Origin of the sequence: Pacificimonas flava (assembly GCF_000342165.1) — a bacterium.
Classification (GTDB): domain Bacteria; phylum Pseudomonadota; class Alphaproteobacteria; order Sphingomonadales; family Sphingomonadaceae; genus Pacificimonas; species Pacificimonas flava.
This window is the reverse complement of the sequence record NZ_AMRV01000002.1, coordinates 335,298-352,281: the sequence shown is the minus strand read 5'-3', so window position 1 is coordinate 352,281 and position 16,984 is coordinate 335,298. Positions and strand designations below refer to the sequence as shown.

The following is a 16,984-nucleotide window of genomic DNA, read 5'->3' as shown; positions in this document are numbered from 1 at the left end:
GGCGCGCGGCATTCGCAGCTAAGCAGCGGTAATGCTGCGCGCCGCCTTCGTCCTCCTGATCCTTGCCGGCATCGCCGCCGTCGTGGGGTTCGCCTACGCACAGAGCGACTGGCGCGCGGACGGGCCGCTGACCGAGGCGTCGAACGTCGTCATTTCGCGCGGCGCGACGCAGGATCAGGCCGCCTACGAGCTGGAGCGGGCGGGCGTCATCGACGACGTCGACCGCTTTCGCATTTATGCCCGCCTGTTCGGTAGCGACGATCACATCCGCGCCGGGGAGTTCCGCTTTCCGGCTGGAACAAGCAAGGCGGAGGCGCTGGATATCCTGCAGCATGCGGAGCCGGTGCAGCGGCGCGTGACCGTGCCGGAGGGGCTCCCGTCCGTGCTGGTCGCCGAATCGATCATGGCCGCGCCCTTCCTGACCGGCACGATCGAGGCGCCTGCGGAGGGGTCGGTCCTGCCCGCCACCTATAATTACGAACGCGGCGAAAGCCGGCAGGCGCTGCTGGAGCGTATGCAGCAGGCCATGGACGAGACGCTGGCCGAGCTTTGGCCGGACCGCAGCCCGGACACGCCCGTTTCGACGCCCGAGGAGGCCGTGGTCCTGGCCTCTGTCGTCGAGAAGGAAACCGCGACGCCCGAGGAGCGGCCCATGATCGCCGGCGTCTACGCCAACCGCCTGCGTCAGGGGATCATGCTGCAGGCCGATCCGACGATCATCTATCCGATCACGAAGGGAAAGCCGCTCGGCCGGCGCATCCGCCGCTCCGAGATTGCTGCGGTCAACGACTACAACACCTATGCGATGGTGGGCCTGCCGAAGGGGCCGATCGCCAATCCGGGCCGCGCGGCCATCGAGGCGGTTTTGCATCCGGCGGAAACAGACGCGCTTTATTTCGTGGCCGACGGAACGGGCGGGCATGTCTTTGCGGAAACGCTCGCCGAGCATAACCGGAATGTCGCCAAATGGTACGACATCCGGCGCGAACGCGGGGAAATGGAATAGGCCGCGCCGCCAGCCTGACGTAGGCGCTATCGCCGCAGCAGGAACACGGCATGTTCCGCGAGAAGATTCGCCGCGCGCGGCGCCATGGGGCGGTCGCCCTTCAGGAACCAGCTTCGCTCGATCGTCAGGCCCTGCTGGGCGGCAAGGGCGCGGAAATCGTCGATGGTGACATGGTGGATATTCTCCGTTGCGTACCACCGCGCCGGGAGGAGCCGGGTCACCGGCATGCGTCCGCCGAACATCAGCGAACAGCGCACCCGCCAATGGGCGAAGTTCGGAAAGGATACGAAGGCGCGTCGGCCGATCCGCGTCAACTCGTGCAGGATGCGGTCGGGCCGCTCGGTCGTCTGCAGCGTCTGCGACAGGATCGCATAATCGAAACTGGCGGCGGGATAATCGCCAAGGTCGGTGTCGGCATCGCCCTGCACGACCGACAATCCGCGCGAAATGGCATCCGCGACGTTGCCCGCATCAAGCTCGAGCCCGCGGGCATCGACGCCCTTTCCATCGCGCAAGGCCGCCATCAGCGTGCCGTCGCCGCAGCCAATGTCGAGCGCGCTCGACCCCGCGTCGACATGAGCGGCAATGACGGCAAGATCGGGCCGCAGCGCGTTCATGCCCCCTCTCGCAGGAAACCGCCGACGATCCGGTCCATCTCCGTCGACTCCAGCAGGAAGGCGTCATGGCCGAAGGGGGAGGAAAGCTCTGCGAAGCTGACCGGTGCGCGGGCGGCATTCAGCGCGTGCACGACCCGACGCGCCTCCGCCGTCGGATACAGCCAGTCCGTGTCGAAGCTGAGGATGCAAAACCGGGTTGCCGTGCCGCGAAACGCCTCCGCAAGCTGTCCGTCATGCGCCTCCGCAAGGTCGAAATAGTCCATCGCGCGGGTGATGTAGAGGTAGGAATTGGCGTCGAATCGGCTGGTGAAGCTGAGGCCCTGATAGCGCAGGTAGGATTCGACCTGGAAATCGGCGTCGAATCCGAAGCTCTTGGCCTGGCGGTCCTGCAGCCGCCGGCCGAACTTTTCCGTCAGCCCGGCTTCGGACAGATAGGTGATGTGCGCCGCCATGCGCGCGACCGACAGACCGGCCGTCGGCGCCTCGCCGCCATAATAATCGCCGCCGTTCCAGTTCGGATCGGCCAGGATCGCTTGCCTGCCGACCTCGTGAAAGGCGATGTTCTGCGCGCTGTGGCGCGCGGCGGTGGCGATGGCGACTGCGCTTGCCACCCGGTCCGGATAAAGCGCCGCCCAGCTGAGCACCTGCATCCCGCCCATCGAGCCGCCGACGACTGCGTGCAGCCGCTCGATGCCCAAATGGTCGATCAGCTTTGCCTGGGCGCGGACCATGTCGGCCAGGGTGATCACCGGAAAGCGCATGCCCCAGGGTGTGCCGCCTTCGCCCTCGCTTGCCGGCCCGGTCGTGCCGAGACAGGAGCCGAGGACGTTCGAGCAGATGACGAAATAGCGGTCCGTGTCGATGGGGCGGCCGGGGCCGACCATGCGTGCCCACCAGCCGGATTTTCCGGTCAGCGGATGCGTGCTGGCCACATATTGGTCGCCGGTCAGCGCATGGCACACCAGAACGGCGTTCGACCGGTCCGGATCTAGCGTGCCGTAGCATTCATATGCCACTTGAAGCTGCCTGAGAACTGCACCGCTTTCGAGGGAAAGGGAACCCAGCGAGGCGGTGCGCGGCGGCGCGTTCACCCGCGTTCGGGCATCACGTAGCGCCATGCGGTCACGGCGACGCTCGCGAACAGCCCGGCCCGTGCGTAGGGATCGGTGGCGGCGAACTCGATGGCATCCTTGCGGCCCGGGAAGTCGATGATCAGCAGCGAGCCGATGGGCGTACCTCCCTCGTCCAGCAGGGGGCCGCCGCACAGAACCTTGTCGCCCAGCGCGCGGACATGATCGAGGTGCGCAGCGCGCGTTTCGGCACGAAGATCGCCGGCGTGCGGCTTATCGATGCAATGAATGGCATAGTGCGGCATGACCCCATGTTCGTTAGAGGCGGCATCCATGGGTAGCAAGCGGCGAGCGGGGGGACGGCACGGCTTTTCGGGCGGTTTCGTCCGTGCGCGGTTACGCTGTATCCCGCGCCTCCTTCCCGGCATCGCCGGCGCGGTGCTGTGCCTCTTCGCGGGCCGGGCCCTCGTGACGTGGGCGGATCTGCCGCTGCCGGGCGCGGTCGCGGGCCTCGTCCTTTACGCAGCGGTGCTGTTGGTTCTTCCGCCCCTGCGCAGCCTTGCCGAGCCCGGCGCGGCGCTCCTGACCGGCCTCCTTGGCGCGCTGATCGTCCCGCCGTTCGTGGGGCTCGTGCTGTTCGCGCCGCTGCTGCAGGCGAACTGGCAGCCGGTGGCCGCGATCCTGATCCTGACGACGTTGCTGTCGGGTTTCGTGACGGCCTTTCTCTACCGGGCCATGGGCCGGCGGGGATGAGTCTGGCGTCTATCGGGGCCGCGATCCTGACGATCGCCGTCTTCTGGGGCGTCCGGATGCTCGCGGACGGCGCGGCGCGCGGCCATCCGCTGGCGAATCCGGTGCTTTGGAGCGCGGTCGTCGTCGTTGCGCTGCTTCGGATTGGAGACATTGGGATCGCCGCCTACCGGGATGCCGCGCGGCCGCTCCTGACGCTTCTCGACCTGTCGGTGGTCGCGCTCGCCATGCCGCTGGTCGCGAGCGTGCGCAGCGCCGGCCGGCAAATAGGGCATGTTCTCCTCGCGCTGGTGGGCGGCGGTGTTACCGCGATGGCAAGCGCGGTCGGGCTTGCCTGTCTGTTCGGTCTTTCGCGGCCGCTCGTCCAGGCGCTCAGCGTCAAATCGATATCCAGCGGTTTCGCCATCGCGCTCATGGACAGGTTCGGCGGTCCGGCGCCGCTCGCCGCGGGCCTCGTGGTCACGACCGGCATGATCGGCGCACTGACCCTGCCGCCCATCCTGAAGCGACTCGGCTACCGGGATGAGGAGATGGGCCTTGCCACGGGACAGGCCGCGCATATCGTCGGCACGGACGCATTGCTGCGCCGAAGCCGGACGGCCGGCGCCCATGCCGCGCTCGCCATGGCGCTCAGCGGGCTGATCGGGGCCGCGCTGCTGCCGCTGATCTGGCCGCTGATCTCCTGACCCGGTGCTTGACGGGCGCCCGTCCGCCCTCTATGTGGCCAGCGCTTGAGGGCGCGGCCGCCGGCTGCCGCCAAGGGTGCCTGTTGGCGCTTCAAACGAAATACTCGGTAACGCCGTAGAGGAAATAGCGATGTCGCGCGTATGCGAACTGACCGGCAAGGGCCGGCTTGTCGGAAACCATGTCAGCCACGCGAACAACCGCGTGAAGCGGGTCTTCCTGCCGAACCTGCAGAAGGTTTCGCTGATTTCGGACGCGCTGGGCCGCGCCGAGACGCTGAAGGTTTCGACGCACGGCCTGCGCTGTGTCGAACATAATGGCGGCCTCGATAACTGGCTGGTGAAGACCAAGAACGAAAAGCTCTCGCTGAAGGCGCAGAAGCTGAAGCGTGCGGTGAAGAAAGCCCGCGAGAAGGCGGAAGCCGCCGCCTGAGTCGGCATCGACTGCTGCGATTTCGAAAAAGGGGCGCTGCCTGCGGGGCGGCGCCCCTTTTTCGTTCGGGGCGGACGGGTTCGGCCCTGCCGGATCAGATGGTGAGCAGGTCGCCGTCGCCCGCGCCGGAGAGGAAGCCGATCAGCCCGCCCGTCTCGACACCGGGTGGAAGGACGTTCGCCGTCAAGCTGGCGAGATGCAGCCCGGTTTCGCACGCAGTGAGGGCGATCCCGAGCTCCGCCGCCTGAACGAACAGATCTTTTATCGCAGCAACGCCTTTGTCCCGCGCTGCGCTGTCTTCCGGCCAAAGGCGGTCCGAGACCAGCGCCCGCACGGCCAGCCCCTGAAAGAAGACGTGCACGGGCCGCCCCAGCGCGGCGGCGGACACGGCGACTGAGAGCCCGCCATGCAGGCGCGCATAGTCGTCGTCCAGAATCAGGAGGTTCAGCGGCCGCAGACCGGACATTCCGGGTCCTTTGCCAGCGCCACGGTTCGCATGGCCTGCTGGCGCGCGTCGTAGAAGAGGACGCGGCCGGTCATCGCCTCGCCGAATGGCACGAGGACGCGGATCACCTCAAGCGCCTGCATGGATCCGACGATTCCGGCGACCGCGCCGAGGATTCCTTGTTCGGCGCAGCTATTCCCCGGACGGTCGGCGGCGCTGCCCGCGAAGCAGTGCCAGCAGGGTTGGTTCGCCTCCCACCCGCGAAAGGTGGACAGTTGTCCTTCAAACGGTCCCACTGCGGCGCTCACAAGCGGGATGCGGAGCTGCAGGGCGGCCTTCGCAACAAGGCTGCGCGTCGCGAAACTGTCCGATCCGTCGGCAATGACATCATGACTGGCAAGGAGCGCGGCGGCATTGTCCGCCGTCAGCCGCTCCGGCCGGGCATCGACGCGCACCTCCGCATTCAGGGCGCGAAGCGATGCCTTGGCGGACGCGGTCTTCTTCATGCCGATGTCGGCCGTGCCGTGCAGAACCTGCCGCTGCAGATTGCTGAGGTCGACCTCGTCATCGTCGATGACAGTCAGATAGCCGGTGCCGGCCGCCGCCAGATATTGCAGGCAGGGACTGCCCAGCCCGCCGGCGCCAATCACGGCGACGCGCGCATTCACGAGGGCCTGCTGGCCGGCACCGCCGATCTCCTTCAGCACGATATGGCGGGCATAGCGCTCGAGCTGTTGGTCGGTCAGGCTCATGCTCTACCCTAGCGTCCGGTGCTGCCGAAGCCGCCTTCGCCGCGCACCGTATCCTCCAACGCCTCGACCTCGGCGAACCGCGCCCGCTGGACCGGGGCCGGCACCAGTTGCGCGATTCGGTCGCCGCGGCGAACCACGAACGTGTCGCTACCCAGATTGGCCAGGATCACCTTCACCTCTCCGCGATAATCGGAATCGATGGTGCCCGGCGTGTTGAGACAGGTCACGCCGTGCTTCAGCGCAAGGCCGGAGCGGGGGCGCACCTGCACCTCGTAACCGGCCGGGATGGCAATGGCGAACCCCGTCGCGACGGCGTGGCGAGCCCCCGCGGCGAGGTCGACATCTTCCGCCGCCACCACGTCGAGGCCGGCGGCCCCGTCCGAGGCATAGGCGGGCGCGGGAAGGCCGACGCCGTGTTCGAGGCGCTTCAGCTGGATGGTGATGGGGGTCATGACGGGTCTTTCGTGAAATGGTCGGCGATACGGGTCGCCAGTCGGCGCGCGACCTCCTCCTTGGGAAGGTCGGGCCAGTCCTCGGCCCCGGTTTCGTCGATCAGGTGGATGCGATTGTCGGCGCCGCCCATGACACCGCCGGATACGTCGTTGGCGACGATCCAGTCGCAGCCCTTTCGCGTCCGCTTGGCAGCGGCATGCGCCTCTACATTGTGCGTTTCCGCCGCGAAACCGACGACGAGGGCAGGGCGCTCGGCATGGCGCGAAAGCTCCGCCAGAATGTCCGGGTTTTCCTTGAGCGAGAGGGCGGGCGGGGCGCTGCCGGCCTTCTTCATCTTTCGCGGTTCGGCATCGGTGCGCCAGTCGGCAACGGCAGCGACCATGACGGCAATGTCCGCGGGCAGGGCGGCTTCGACCGCAGCCTGCATCTGCAGAGCGGTTTCGATGTCGACCCGCTGGACGCCTGGCGGTGTCGGCAGTGTGACCGGGCCGGCCACCAGCGTCACATCGGCCCCCAGCTTCGCGAGTGCCGCGGCAACCGCGAATCCCTGCCGACCGCTAGACCGGTTGGCGATGTAGCGTACGGGATCGATAGGCTCGTGCGTGGGGCCCGCCGTCACGACCGCGCGGCGGCCGGCCAGCGGCGCCGGTTCTGCGGGCAGGGGCAGGGCGCCCTCCGCCTTTGCCAGTTCGCGGCGCACCGTTTCCAAAATCGCCGATGGGTCCGGCAGCCGCCCCTTGCCCCATTCGCCGCACGCCATGTCGCCCTCGTCCGGCTCCATGATGCGGTGTCCATCCGACAGGAGCTGCTCGCGGTTGCGGCGACTGGCGGGGTGGTGCCACATGCGGACGTTCATGGCGGGAACCCACAGGACGCGCTTGTCGGTCGCCAGCAGCAGGGTCGTGGCAAGGTCGTCGCAGATGCCTGCCGCCGCCTTCGCCATCAGATTGGCGGTCGCCGGACAGACGAGAACGAGGTCGGCATCGCGTGACAATTGGATGTGCCCGATTTCCGCCTCCTCCGTCGCGTCGAGCATGTCACCGAACACCCGCTCGCCGGTCAGCACGGAGAGGGAGAGGGGTGTCACGAAGCTTTTGGCGCTGTCCGTCATGACTGCGCGCACCGCCGCGCCGTTCCGCTTCAACAGGCGGACGAGTTCGAGCGCCTTATAGGCGGCGATGCCGCCGGACACGATGAGGAGGATGCGTTTGCCCTGCATGGTGCGGGATTAGGGCGCGGCGTCCCCGCCTGCAATGCCGCCTCCGCGCCGACGTCGTCAGAGCAGCGCCGCACCCATGGCGAGGGCCGCGCCAATGCCGGTGCCGAGGAGGAGCCAGCCGGCGCGGTCCGGCGCCCAGGGCCGCGTTTCCGGCAGCGGTGCCAGCGGCGGCAGCGGCGGCGCCGCTCCTGGCTCGGGCACGAGCGCCATGACCCTGCGCATGAAGTCCGGAAACTCGAGAATGGTCCGCCAGTCCTTGATCAGGCGTTCGGCAAGCTGCGCCTCCGGCCCCATCTCGTCGCGGCCCCATTCCTCGATCAGCGGACCGGCCATCGTCTGCATGTTGACCTCCGGGTCCAGCGCATAGGCGACGCCCTCCACCATCACCATGGTCTTTTGCAGCAGCAGCAGGTGCGGCTGCGTCACCATGTCGAACTGGCGCGTGATGCTGAACAGCCCGTCCAGCATCTGACCGACGGAGATGTCCTTGACCGGCAGACCGCGAATCGGCTCCCCCACCGATCGCAGCGCGGTGACGAACTCGTCGAGATTGTGGTGCGGCGGCACATAGCCCGCCTCAAAGTGGATTTCCGCGACGCGCCGATAGTCGCCGCTGACCAGGCCGCCGATGATCTCCGCAAGCCACAGCCGGGCGCGCCTGTCGATGCGGCCCATGATTCCGAAGTCGATGGCCGCGATGCGTCCATCGGGCAGGGCGAACAAATTGCCCTGGTGCAGGTCGGCATGGAAAAAGCCGTTCACGATGGCCTGGCGCAGAAATCCGCGAACCAGAATGCCGGCCAGTGCCTGACGGTCGAGGCCCGCCGCTTCGATTGCGGCCGTGTCGGTCATCTTGATGCCGTCGATCCATTCGATGGTCATCACCCGGCGCGCCGTGCGCTGCCAATCGACATCCGGCACGATAAAACCGGGCTCGGCGGCAAGATTTTCCGCCAGTTCCGAGGCGGAGGCCGCCTCGATCCGTAGATTCAGCTCGCGCTCCGTCCATTTGCGGAAATAGGCGATGGTCGCGCGGGGCCGCAGCCGCGCGAACTCGCCGCCCTGCATCTCGATTCGCGCCGCGAGCCATTCGTAGGTCTCGATGGCGCGCTCGAAATCCTCCTCGATATGCGGTCGCAGCACCTTCACCGCGACGGTGCGCCCGTCCGTGGTGACCGCGCGGTGCACCTGGGCGATGCTGGCGGAGCCAACGGGCGTTTCCTCGATGGATGCGAAAAGGTCCGAGACCGACCTGCCGAATGCTTCCTCGATGGACGCGCAGACCTGCGCGAAGGGAAAGGGGGAGAGGCGGTCCTGCAGGCCGGCCAGTTCGCGGGCCGCGTCCTCGCCGACCAGATCGGGCCGGGTGGCGAGCGCCTGCCCCAGCTTGATCGCGGCGGGGCCGAGTTCCTGGAAGGCCTCGCGGTAGCGCGGCCGGAGCGGGGCGCTGACGCCGAATCGGGCAAGCCGGGCAAGCCGCTTCAGCTGCGGCGGGGCGTGCGGGCTCGTCTCGAACTGACGCAGCACGCCGTGCCGCGCAAGCGTGCGGCCCCAGCGCAGGATGCGCCGCAGGTGCGTCAGGCGGCCGGTCAAAGCTTCCAGCCGCTGTGGATCGCGACAACGCCGCCCAGGATCGGCATGTGGCTGACGCGCGCGAAACCCGCATCCTCGATCATTGCGGAGAAGGCGGGCATGGGCGGGAAGCGGCGGATCGATTCCACCAAATACCGGTACGCCTCCTCGTCCTGCGCGACATATTTGCCGATCTTCGGCACCACGTTCAGCGAATAGGCGTCATAGACCTGCGCTGCGACAGGCCATTCCATGCGGCTGAACTCCAGGCAGAAGAACCGGCCCCCCCATTTCAGGACGCGCCATGCCTCCCGGAGGGCTGCGGGGATGTCGGTCACGTTCCGAATGCCGAAGGCGATGGTGTAGCCATCGAATTCCGCGTCGCCGAAACTCAGCGTCTCGGCGTTTTCGACCTGCCATGACAGGTGCGGGGCAAGGTCCGACGGCGCGCGCTTTTCGCCCTCCGCCAGCATGTGCGGATTGATGTCGCTGACCATGATCTGCGCCCCGGCGCCGGCCATGCGAAACGCGATGTCGCCCGTCCCGCCGGCCATGTCGAGAATGCGTTCCCCGGCGCGCGGGCGCACGCGGCGGACGAACGCGTCCTTCCACAGTCTGTGAAGCCCGCCCGACATCAGGTCGTTCATCAGGTCGTAGCGGCTCGCCACGCGCTCGAAGACGGAACCGACGCGCCGCGTCTTCTCCTCGGGGTCGACTTCCTGGAAGCCGTAGCTGACCGTTTTCGTTTCTGTCATGGCAGCGCCGCTTAGCCGCACCTTGGGGGAGCGGCAAACACGCCTTATGTCGCGGAGCGGCCGCCCGCCCATTTTCCAGGTGGCGACCGCCCATCCGCCCCCGCCATGGAGACAGCACCATTCCCGAACTGCCCGAAGTCGAAACCACCATGCGCGGCATCGCCCCCCTGATCGAGGGGGAGGTGCTGAGCCGTGTGGAAGTTCGGCGGCCGGATCTTCGGTGGCCGGTTCCTGCGGACTTTCGCCAGCGGCTTCAGGGCGCGTGCGTTACGGGCACCGGGCGGCGCGCGAAATACGGTCTTATCCATACCGACCGGGGCGACACCGTCATCCTGCATCTGGGCATGTCGGGACGTCTGCGCCTCGATCCGCAAGATGCCGCGGCGCATGACCACGTGATCTTCGAAACGGCGCGGGGAACCGTCGCGCTGAACGACCCGCGGCGCTTCGGGTCCCTGCATATCGTACCGACCGAAGCGCTCGACTCGCATCCCTTGATCGCAGCCTGCGGCCCGGAGCCGCTGGGGCCGGCCTTCGGCGCCGACCATCTCCGCGCGGTCACGCGTGGCAGCACCTCGCCTATCAAGACACTGCTGCTCGACGGTCGCCGCGTCGCCGGTCTGGGCAATATTTATGTGTGCGAGGCTTTGTTCGAGGCCGGGGTCCGTCCGACGCGGCGCGGTACGCGGCTGACGCGCGCGGACATTGAGCGTCTTGCGACGGCCATCCCGCACGTGTTGCAGCGGGCCATCGCGGCGGGCGGCTCCACGCTGCGGGATTATGCCCAGCCGTCGGGCGATCTCGGGTACTTTCAGCATGATTTTCATGTCTACGGGCGCGAGGGGAGGCCATGCCGGCGCTGCGGCACCGTCATAGGCCGCATTGTGCAGTCGGGCCGGTCTAGTTTCTACTGTCCGTCCTGCCAGCGCTAGCACCGCCCACAGGGATTCAGGTTGACGGCGACAGTGTTCGTCCCTATTTGCGCCCCTTCTTGGCGTGCGGGCAAACCCCTCGCGCCGCTCGCCTGCGCCGTTTCGCCCTTCATGGCTTCGGCGCCGCAAGCGCCGGACGACGGCGGGACGAGATCGAGATTTTACGAACGACTCACTGTACGGGAAGCCGATGGCCAACACTCCTCAGGCGCGCAAGCGCATCCGCCGCAACGATCGCCGCGCCGACATCAACGGCTCGCGCGTCAGCCAGATTCGCACCTTCGTGAAGAAGGTGGAGGCCGCGATTGCGTCGGGCGACAAGAAGCAGGCCGAGGATGCGCTGAAGGTTGCGCAGCCGCACCTGCAGCGCGGCGCGTCCAAGGGTGTCCTTCACAAGAATACGGCTGCGCGGAAGCTGTCACGCCTCAGCCACCGGATCCAGGCGCTCGGCTAGATTCACCGCCTTTATCCGGAACCCGAATGAAGGGCGTCTCGCACTGGCGAGGCGCCCTTTTTCGTTTCGGTATCTGGCGGCTGAAAAACCGTCACAAACGGCAGAATCGCGCCGATTTTTAACTCTGCTGACGTCGCATCGCAGCGAATCGCGGGCATCCCGTGTCAACGAGATTATTTAACTTTCATTGCATTCGGGAGGCTTGATCGCCGCTGCGGAATCGACCTACAAAGACGGGGTGCCGCGGCGACGTCGGCAAGGTCTCGTTAGGCCGAATCAAGTAAAAAGTGCTCGAATGTCTGCGAGCGGAACGTGTTTGCAGAGGCCGGGAAAGTTGTGCCTGCCGCAAATGGCAAGGCAAAAGGGTTCGGGAGAGTTTCTTCAGTCGGAATGACGTCTGGGGAGTGCCGTTAGACTGGTGAATGCCAGCGGCGGACTGTGCTCGATGAATATCAATAGGAGCGGCTTTGAAGGCGCTCCATGGCGTGCCGTTTGCCTTTGGGGGCGGTTCGATAGGTAGGGAGGATCGGCGTTGACGGCGAATCAGACGATGACGATTGGCACGGCCGCCGGTGTCGAGGCGTGGGACGCGCCCGCGCGCTGGGACCGCATTCGCGAATCGCTGAAGCTGGAATTCGGCACGCGCACGTTCGATTCCTGGCTGTCGCAGCTTGCCTTCGTGGGTCTGGAAGACGATTGCGCCGTTCTCTCCATGCCGACGGCCTTCAAGGCCGATTGGGTCCGCCGCCAGTTTTCCGAGCGTCTGCGCGTGCTGTGGGCCGCAGGCGGCAGTCCTGTGACCCATGTGCGCATCGAAACGGGAGCTGCGGTTCTGGCGCCGTCGCCGATCGCGGACGCACAGCCTGTCGCTGCCGTCGATGCCGACATGCCCGCGGAGGTGCGCGAGGGTGCGCACCTGAACCCGCGCTACACGTTCGAGGCGTTCGTCGTCGGCAAGGCGAACGAGCTCGCCTATGGTGCGGCGCGGACCGTCGCGGATGGCGGCGCCCTGACGTTCAACCCTCTGTTCCTGCACGGCATTACGGGGCTCGGCAAGACGCACCTCATGCATGCCATCGGCTGGGAATTCCGCCGTCGGGATCCGGATGCGAAGGTCGTCTACATGTCGGCCGAGAAGTTCATGTGCGAGTTTCTGGCCGCTATGCGCGCCAAGGACACGCTCAGCTTCAAGCAGCGCTTGCGCTCGGCCGATCTGCTGCTGATCGACGACATTCAGTTCATCGGCGGCAAGGAGACGACGCAGGAAGAAATGTTCCACACGATGAACGAGATCATCGCGGCGGAGCGTCCCCTGGTGATCAGCGCCGATCGTCCGCCGCAGGATCTGGACGGAATCGAGGCGCGCGTGCGCTCGCGCCTCGGCTGGGGCCTGGTCGCCGACATCAATCCCGCCGAATATGAGCTGCGTCTCAATATCCTGAACGAAAAGGTCGCCCGCATGGGCGGCGATGCCATGGCCATGGTCACGCCTGAGGTCGTCGACTTTCTGGCGCGTAAGGTCACCGGCAATATCCGCGAGCTGGAGGGCGCGCTCAACCGCGTCATCGCCTACTCCCGCACGCGCGGCCAGCCGATCGACGTCGATGTCGCGCGGCAGGTGCTCGCAAGCGTTCTGCGGGCGCACACGCGCCGCGTTACCGTCGACCGCATCCAGCGGGAGGTCGCCGACTTCTATCACATCAAGCTGGCCGACATGCTGTCGGCGCGGCGCGCCCGCGATGTCGCGCGGCCGCGGCAGATCGCCATGTATCTTGCGAAGCGTCTGACGCCCCGCAGCCTGCCGGACATCGGCCGGCGCTTCGGCGGCCGGGACCATACGACGGTGATGCATGCGGTGAAGCGAATCGAATCGCTGCGTGCCGGGGACGGCGAACTGTCCGCCGATATCGAGCGCCTGGAGCGCATCATCGACGCCTAAACCTCGCGAGTCGTCGCTTCCCTTCCGGCGGTTCGAAAAGCCGCCGCCAGCTTAATCGGCAGCGATGCCGTGGCCGAGATGAATAACGGTCCGAAAGCCGTTCGATCCGTCCGTTTCGATTGTCCCGTCGTGCCGCGCGGTCATGGCGCGGATCATGCGCCAGCCGAGGGAATTGGAACGCTCTGGCCGGCCTGCATCTTCCGGCAAACCGTGCCCGTTGTCGGCCACGATGAGGCAGAAGGCGGTGTGATCGTCGCCCTTCTCCGGATTCTCCTCGTGCCGGAACGAAACCGCGATTCGTCCGGAGGTCCGGCCTGCGAACGCGTGCTTGAAAGCGTTGGTAATCAGTTCGCCGACGATCAGGCCGATATCGACGGCGGCGGCGCTGTGCAGCCAGATATCATCGCCCTCGACGTGGATATCGATATCCTGGGCCTCGGAACTGAAAGCTTCCCGCCCGTGGCTCGCCACCTTTTTCAGGAAGGGTATGATCAGCAGCCGGTCGACATTGTCCGCTTTCTGAAGCTCCTCATGCACCTTGGCGACGGCGTGTACCCGGCCTTCCAGTTCCGCGAGGATGCGGCCGGTTTCCGGCTCCTTTGCAGAGCGGCGGCTCATCTGGATAAGGCCCAGGATCAATGCCAGGTTGTTGCCGGTGCGGTGATGCACCTCGTTGATCAGCAGCTCGCGCTCCGCAAGCGCTTCGGCAAGCTGCTGGTTCTGCTGCGCAAGTTCGGCAGCCGGATCTGCCTTGCCGAGCTTCATCAGCGCATCGGTGGCCGCCTCGACGGTTTCGGCGAGCGTCCCGGGAGAATTCGGAGCGGCGAAGGCGATATCGATCTTTGTCCCCTCCGGACCGGTGACGAGGTCGAATTCCTGTGCCAGCCGCTTCACCCCGCGCAGGCCGAGGCCCATGCCCCGCCCGCCAAGCCCGCCGTCGGTGCCGTGGACGGCGCGGCCGGACAGCAGCCGTTCGACATCCTTGATGCCCGGCCCCTGATCGCGCACCGATACGGTGAGCATCAGATGATTGCGCCCCTCGACCGCGCCGAACGCGATCCGTCCGCCGCCGGCATATTGCAGCGCGTTTCGGGCAAGTTCCAGACAAGCCGTGACGGCACGGGTATGCGCGAATTTTTCCAGCCCGAACGCCCGCGTCAGTGTGGCAGCGACCTGGCGGACGCGAACGATATCGGCCTCGCTGCCAATACGGACGGTGGTGATCGACATCAGAGCGCAAGCGCCGGTTGCAGGCGTAGCGCGATGATGCTGGCATCGTCGCGGCCGCGCAAATTGTCGTGCATCAGGCGCGCGGCGATGGCCAGCGCCCCGCGCTGCATCAGGGGCGCGCGCCGCTCGAGACCGCGAAGGGTCGAAACCCCGTCGCTGTGCATGAGGATGATATCCTCGCTGGACAGGGGTACGGTTTCGGTCTGCGGCGAACGACCGGAGCTTCCCAGATAGCCGTCGCGCACGGGCAGCCGCTTCACCTTGTCCTGCGTCATGTGCATGGTCGTGATGTTCCCGACGCCGGCATGGGTCAGGGTCATGGCGTCCGTATCGATTCGCGCAACGGCGCCGACGCCGCCGCGGGTGCCCTCCATGGCGGCCGAAATCTCCAGAAGCAGTTCCGCCGGGTTGCTGTTGCTGGAGCCGAGGAAGGCATCATAGGCGTGGTTTGCCGCCTCCGCCGCGCGGCGACCATGGCCGAGACCATCGCAGACGAAGGCGAGCGTGAAGCCGGGAAAGCCGCGCAAGGCAACGCTGTCACCGCAAACGCGCTCTCCCGGATAGGCCTGGCGCAGCGCGGCCACGTCGACGCCGCGCAGGCCGGCGGCCGCGTCCGGGCGGAATTCCAGCGTGACCACCGTGCCGCCGCCGGGCGCGGTGAAGACATCGAACTTATCGGAAAGACGTTTCATGGCGCCGAAACCCGTGCCGGAGCTTTGCATGGAACTGGCCCCGTCCTTCAGCATGCGGTCGAGGCGCGCAATGCCGGGGCCGTCGTCGAGCGCGATCAGAGCCAGACGTTCGCCGCCCGGAGGGCCGAACGCCTGTACCAGCATGTCGCCGCCACCAGCGTGGCGCAGCAGATTGTGCGCAGCCTCCGTCGCGGCGATGGCGACATGCTCGACCTTCGTGGACGAGAAGCCAAGCGCGATGGCATGCCTGCGCGCGCGCCGCCGCGCCTCCGCGACACCGCTCCGTTCCGCGATTTTCAGCCAACTGATCACAAACTGCCTAACATCCTCACGACTGTGCCGCCTCCCGGCCGGCTGTCGATTTCGAACGCATCGGAGAGCCGTTTGGCCCCGCCAAGTCCGTGGCCCATGCTGCCGGTTGTGCTGAAGCCATCGGAAAGTGCCTGTTCGATGGACGCGATGCCCGGTCCCCGATCACGGCATTCGATGCCGATACGGGCGGATTTGAAGGCATACACCGTCATGACACCGCCGCCGCCATGGACCACGGCATTGCGAGCGACCTCGCTGACTGCGGTGACAAAACGCGTCTTTCGTAGCGCACGCGCCCCCAGAGCATCCATCCGGTCGGCTATGCGCCGCCGGGCCCGGACCACGTCGCGGTCGCCGGAAAGTTCGATCCTGTCCACCTCCCGCGCACCGTCGAGGATCATTCGTCGCGCATCTGCCGCATCTTCGCCAATGCGTGCGTCAGGCTGAGCGCTGTCCTGTTTTCCGGCAGATACATGCCGAGTTCCACCAGCGTCATCGCGACGGCCGGCCGCATGCCGACGACGAATGTCTCGGCGTCCAGCAGCCGGGCGATGGAGGTGAGCTGCGCAAGGACCCGGCCGACGAACGTATCCACGATCTCCAGCCCCGATATATCAAGGACGACGCCGTTCGCGCTTTCGTCCGCGATTCGTTCCGACAGCGCGTCCTGCAGGTCGACGATATCCGTATCGGTGATGTCGTCGCGAATGGAAACGAGGAGGACGCCCTCGACGGGATAGATCGCCGCGGCGCTAGACAAGTGTCCCCTCCTGGTGGTTCTTGATCGGCGTAATGGCGTAGCCGACGGTCAGCAGCGCATCGGTAAGGGCGGTGCGGATCGTGGAGCGCGTGCGCACCTCGCCCACGTCCACGCCGAGCTGAACCATGGTTTGAGCGATTTTCGGGCTGATACCCGAAATGATGCATTTCGCGCCCATCAGGCGAACGGCTGCCGCGGTCCGGATCAGGTGCTGGGCGACCTGCGTATCGACCGTCTGTACGCCGGTAATGTCGAGGATGACGACCTCCGCCTGATAATGCACGATCGCCTGCAGCAGGTTTTCCATCACCTCTTGCGCGCGCAGCGAATCGAGCGTGCCGATCAGCGGCAGCGTCAGCACCTTGCTCCACAGCTCGACGACGGGGGTGGACAATTCCATCATCTCTTCGCGCTGGCGCTCGATCACGGCCTCGCGCTCGGCGATGAAAACCTCGTTCGTGTAGATGGCGAAGGCGTCGATTGCCTTGCTGGCGATCAGGATCTCCTCGACCAGCTGCTCTGGCTTCTTCGCCAGCCGTTCCTTCAGCCGGCTGAACAGCGGACCCTTTAGCGCCAGCACGAAGCCGGCCATTTCACTCGGCTGTACGCCGCGCTCGACGCGCTCATGCGTAATCTCGCCCAGAACGCCGCGCAGGTCCGCCCAATGCTCAGCCTGGATATCGAAATCGTCCTTATCGGTCCGTTCGCTGATGCCGTTGCGGAACGCCTTCAACAGGCTTGCCGCCTGCTCACGGCCCTCGCGTTCGGAGAACAGGTCGGAGCGCTTCACCCCCTCCTCGTCCGCGACCTCGATCCAGCCGGCAAGAACGCCGTCCTGGTCGGTCTTCAATATGTCGAGCACGTTCTCGAGAGCCGATGGCGGCATGGTGATCCCTCAATATGTTGGCGC

The 16,984-nt window shown here is 66.5% G+C and carries 21 protein-coding genes; 7 read left to right on the top strand and 14 right to left on the bottom strand.

Translation table 11 applies throughout. The features are described from left to right. The first annotated feature begins 31 nt into the window (after window positions 1-31). The gene (mltG, locus tag C725_RS04380; RefSeq protein WP_008600407.1) at window positions 32-1,006 is read left to right on the top strand and encodes an endolytic transglycosylase MltG; all 975 of its coding nucleotides are present in this window, start codon (window positions 32-34) and stop codon (window positions 1,004-1,006) included. 26 nt (window positions 1,007-1,032) lie between these two features. Here the strand turns inward: mltG and metW are convergent, their stop codons facing one another. Genes metW through C725_RS04365 form a run of 3 tightly spaced genes read right to left on the bottom strand, consistent with a single transcriptional unit; the run spans window position 1,033 to window position 2,998 of the window. Next, complete coding sequence (gene metW, locus C725_RS04375) at window positions 1,033-1,623, bottom strand: methionine biosynthesis protein MetW (protein ID WP_008600406.1); 591 nt, start codon at window positions 1,621-1,623, stop codon at window positions 1,033-1,035. Next, window positions 1,620-2,741: a homoserine O-acetyltransferase MetX gene (gene metX / locus C725_RS04370; protein ID WP_051051214.1), complete on the bottom strand. Its 1,122-nt coding sequence runs from the start codon at window positions 2,739-2,741 to the stop codon at window positions 1,620-1,622. Before metX ends, metW begins: the two co-directional genes overlap by 4 nt. Beyond that, window positions 2,711-2,998, bottom strand: coding sequence for a YciI family protein (locus C725_RS04365; protein ID WP_008600404.1), 288 nt, complete (start codon window positions 2,996-2,998; stop codon window positions 2,711-2,713). The genes metX and C725_RS04365 overlap by 31 nt, the downstream gene beginning before the upstream one ends. 28 nt (window positions 2,999-3,026) lie before the next feature. Between C725_RS04365 and C725_RS15225 the strand changes: the two genes are divergently transcribed. From C725_RS15225 to rpmB, 3 genes are all read left to right on the top strand, one after another. Continuing rightward, entirely contained in the window at window positions 3,027-3,446 is a 420-nt protein-coding gene (locus C725_RS15225; protein ID WP_008600403.1) for a CidA/LrgA family protein, read from the top strand. Further along, on the top strand, window positions 3,443-4,129 hold the full coding sequence (locus C725_RS04355; RefSeq protein WP_008600402.1) for an LrgB family protein: 687 nt from the start codon (window positions 3,443-3,445) through the stop codon (window positions 4,127-4,129). Before C725_RS15225 ends, C725_RS04355 begins: the two co-directional genes overlap by 4 nt. A 130-nt stretch (window positions 4,130-4,259) precedes the next feature. Beyond that, on the top strand, window positions 4,260-4,559 hold the full coding sequence (rpmB, locus tag C725_RS04350; protein ID WP_008600401.1) for a 50S ribosomal protein L28: 300 nt from the start codon (window positions 4,260-4,262) through the stop codon (window positions 4,557-4,559). 94 nt (window positions 4,560-4,653) lie between these two features. Here the strand turns inward: rpmB and C725_RS04345 are convergent, their stop codons facing one another. Genes C725_RS04345 through C725_RS04320 form a run of 6 tightly spaced genes read right to left on the bottom strand, consistent with a single transcriptional unit; the run spans window position 4,654 to window position 9,755 of the window. Continuing rightward, window positions 4,654-5,025 carry a DsrE family protein gene (locus C725_RS04345; protein ID WP_008600400.1) on the bottom strand — a complete coding sequence of 124 codons (372 nt, stop codon included), beginning with the start codon at window positions 5,023-5,025 and terminating at the stop codon, window positions 4,654-4,656. Next, window positions 5,004-5,756 carry a HesA/MoeB/ThiF family protein gene (locus C725_RS04340; RefSeq protein WP_008600399.1) on the bottom strand — a complete coding sequence of 251 codons (753 nt, stop codon included), beginning with the start codon at window positions 5,754-5,756 and terminating at the stop codon, window positions 5,004-5,006. Before C725_RS04340 ends, C725_RS04345 begins: the two co-directional genes overlap by 22 nt. Window positions 5,757-5,764: 8 nt before the next feature. Continuing rightward, complete coding sequence (dut, locus tag C725_RS04335) at window positions 5,765-6,208, bottom strand: dUTP diphosphatase (protein ID WP_008600398.1); 444 nt, start codon at window positions 6,206-6,208, stop codon at window positions 5,765-5,767. Then, window positions 6,205-7,428, bottom strand: coding sequence for a bifunctional phosphopantothenoylcysteine decarboxylase/phosphopantothenate--cysteine ligase CoaBC (coaBC, locus tag C725_RS04330; RefSeq protein ID WP_008600395.1), 1,224 nt, complete (start codon window positions 7,426-7,428; stop codon window positions 6,205-6,207). Before coaBC ends, dut begins: the two co-directional genes overlap by 4 nt. A 57-nt stretch (window positions 7,429-7,485) precedes the next feature. Further along, the gene (gene ubiB / locus C725_RS04325) at window positions 7,486-9,021 is read right to left on the bottom strand and encodes a 2-polyprenylphenol 6-hydroxylase (RefSeq protein ID WP_008600394.1); all 1,536 of its coding nucleotides are present in this window, start codon (window positions 9,019-9,021) and stop codon (window positions 7,486-7,488) included. Continuing rightward, entirely contained in the window at window positions 9,018-9,755 is a 738-nt protein-coding gene (locus tag C725_RS04320) for a class I SAM-dependent methyltransferase (protein WP_008600392.1), read from the bottom strand. Before C725_RS04320 ends, ubiB begins: the two co-directional genes overlap by 4 nt. A gap of 119 nt (window positions 9,756-9,874) precedes the next feature. Here C725_RS04320 and mutM point away from each other — a divergent pair, with 119 nt between their 5' ends. The 3 genes from mutM (at window position 9,875) to dnaA (ending at window position 13,080) form a co-directional block, all read left to right on the top strand. Then, window positions 9,875-10,687 carry a bifunctional DNA-formamidopyrimidine glycosylase/DNA-(apurinic or apyrimidinic site) lyase gene (gene mutM, locus C725_RS04315; protein ID WP_038281453.1) on the top strand — a complete coding sequence of 271 codons (813 nt, stop codon included), beginning with the start codon at window positions 9,875-9,877 and terminating at the stop codon, window positions 10,685-10,687. A 190-nt stretch (window positions 10,688-10,877) separates the two neighbouring features. Beyond that, window positions 10,878-11,141, top strand: coding sequence for a 30S ribosomal protein S20 (gene rpsT, locus C725_RS04310; RefSeq protein WP_008600390.1), 264 nt, complete (start codon window positions 10,878-10,880; stop codon window positions 11,139-11,141). Window positions 11,142-11,691: 550 nt separating this feature from the next. Next, window positions 11,692-13,080 (top strand): chromosomal replication initiator protein DnaA, encoded by a 1,389-nt coding sequence (gene dnaA / locus C725_RS04305; RefSeq protein ID WP_038281711.1) that lies wholly within the window; start codon window positions 11,692-11,694, stop codon window positions 13,078-13,080. 51 nt (window positions 13,081-13,131) lie between these two features. Here the strand turns inward: dnaA and C725_RS04300 are convergent, their stop codons facing one another. Genes C725_RS04300 through C725_RS04280 form a run of 5 tightly spaced genes read right to left on the bottom strand, consistent with a single transcriptional unit; the run spans window position 13,132 to window position 16,960 of the window. Continuing rightward, window positions 13,132-14,310, bottom strand: a complete 1,179-nt coding sequence (locus C725_RS04300) for a sensor histidine kinase (protein ID WP_008600387.1) — start codon at window positions 14,308-14,310, stop codon at window positions 13,132-13,134. Continuing rightward, a complete protein-coding gene (locus C725_RS04295) occupies window positions 14,310-15,314 on the bottom strand; it encodes a SpoIIE family protein phosphatase (protein ID WP_008600386.1) in 1,005 nt (334 codons plus the stop codon). Before C725_RS04295 ends, C725_RS04300 begins: the two co-directional genes overlap by 1 nt. Beyond that, window positions 15,311-15,715: an ATP-binding protein gene (locus tag C725_RS04290; RefSeq protein WP_008600385.1), complete on the bottom strand. Its 405-nt coding sequence runs from the start codon at window positions 15,713-15,715 to the stop codon at window positions 15,311-15,313. Before C725_RS04290 ends, C725_RS04295 begins: the two co-directional genes overlap by 4 nt. Next, complete coding sequence (locus C725_RS04285; protein ID WP_008600384.1) at window positions 15,712-16,074, bottom strand: STAS domain-containing protein; 363 nt, start codon at window positions 16,072-16,074, stop codon at window positions 15,712-15,714. Before C725_RS04285 ends, C725_RS04290 begins: the two co-directional genes overlap by 4 nt. Then, window positions 16,067-16,960: an STAS domain-containing protein gene (locus C725_RS04280; RefSeq protein WP_008600383.1), complete on the bottom strand. Its 894-nt coding sequence runs from the start codon at window positions 16,958-16,960 to the stop codon at window positions 16,067-16,069. Before C725_RS04280 ends, C725_RS04285 begins: the two co-directional genes overlap by 8 nt. Window positions 16,961-16,984: the final 24 nt, after the last annotated feature.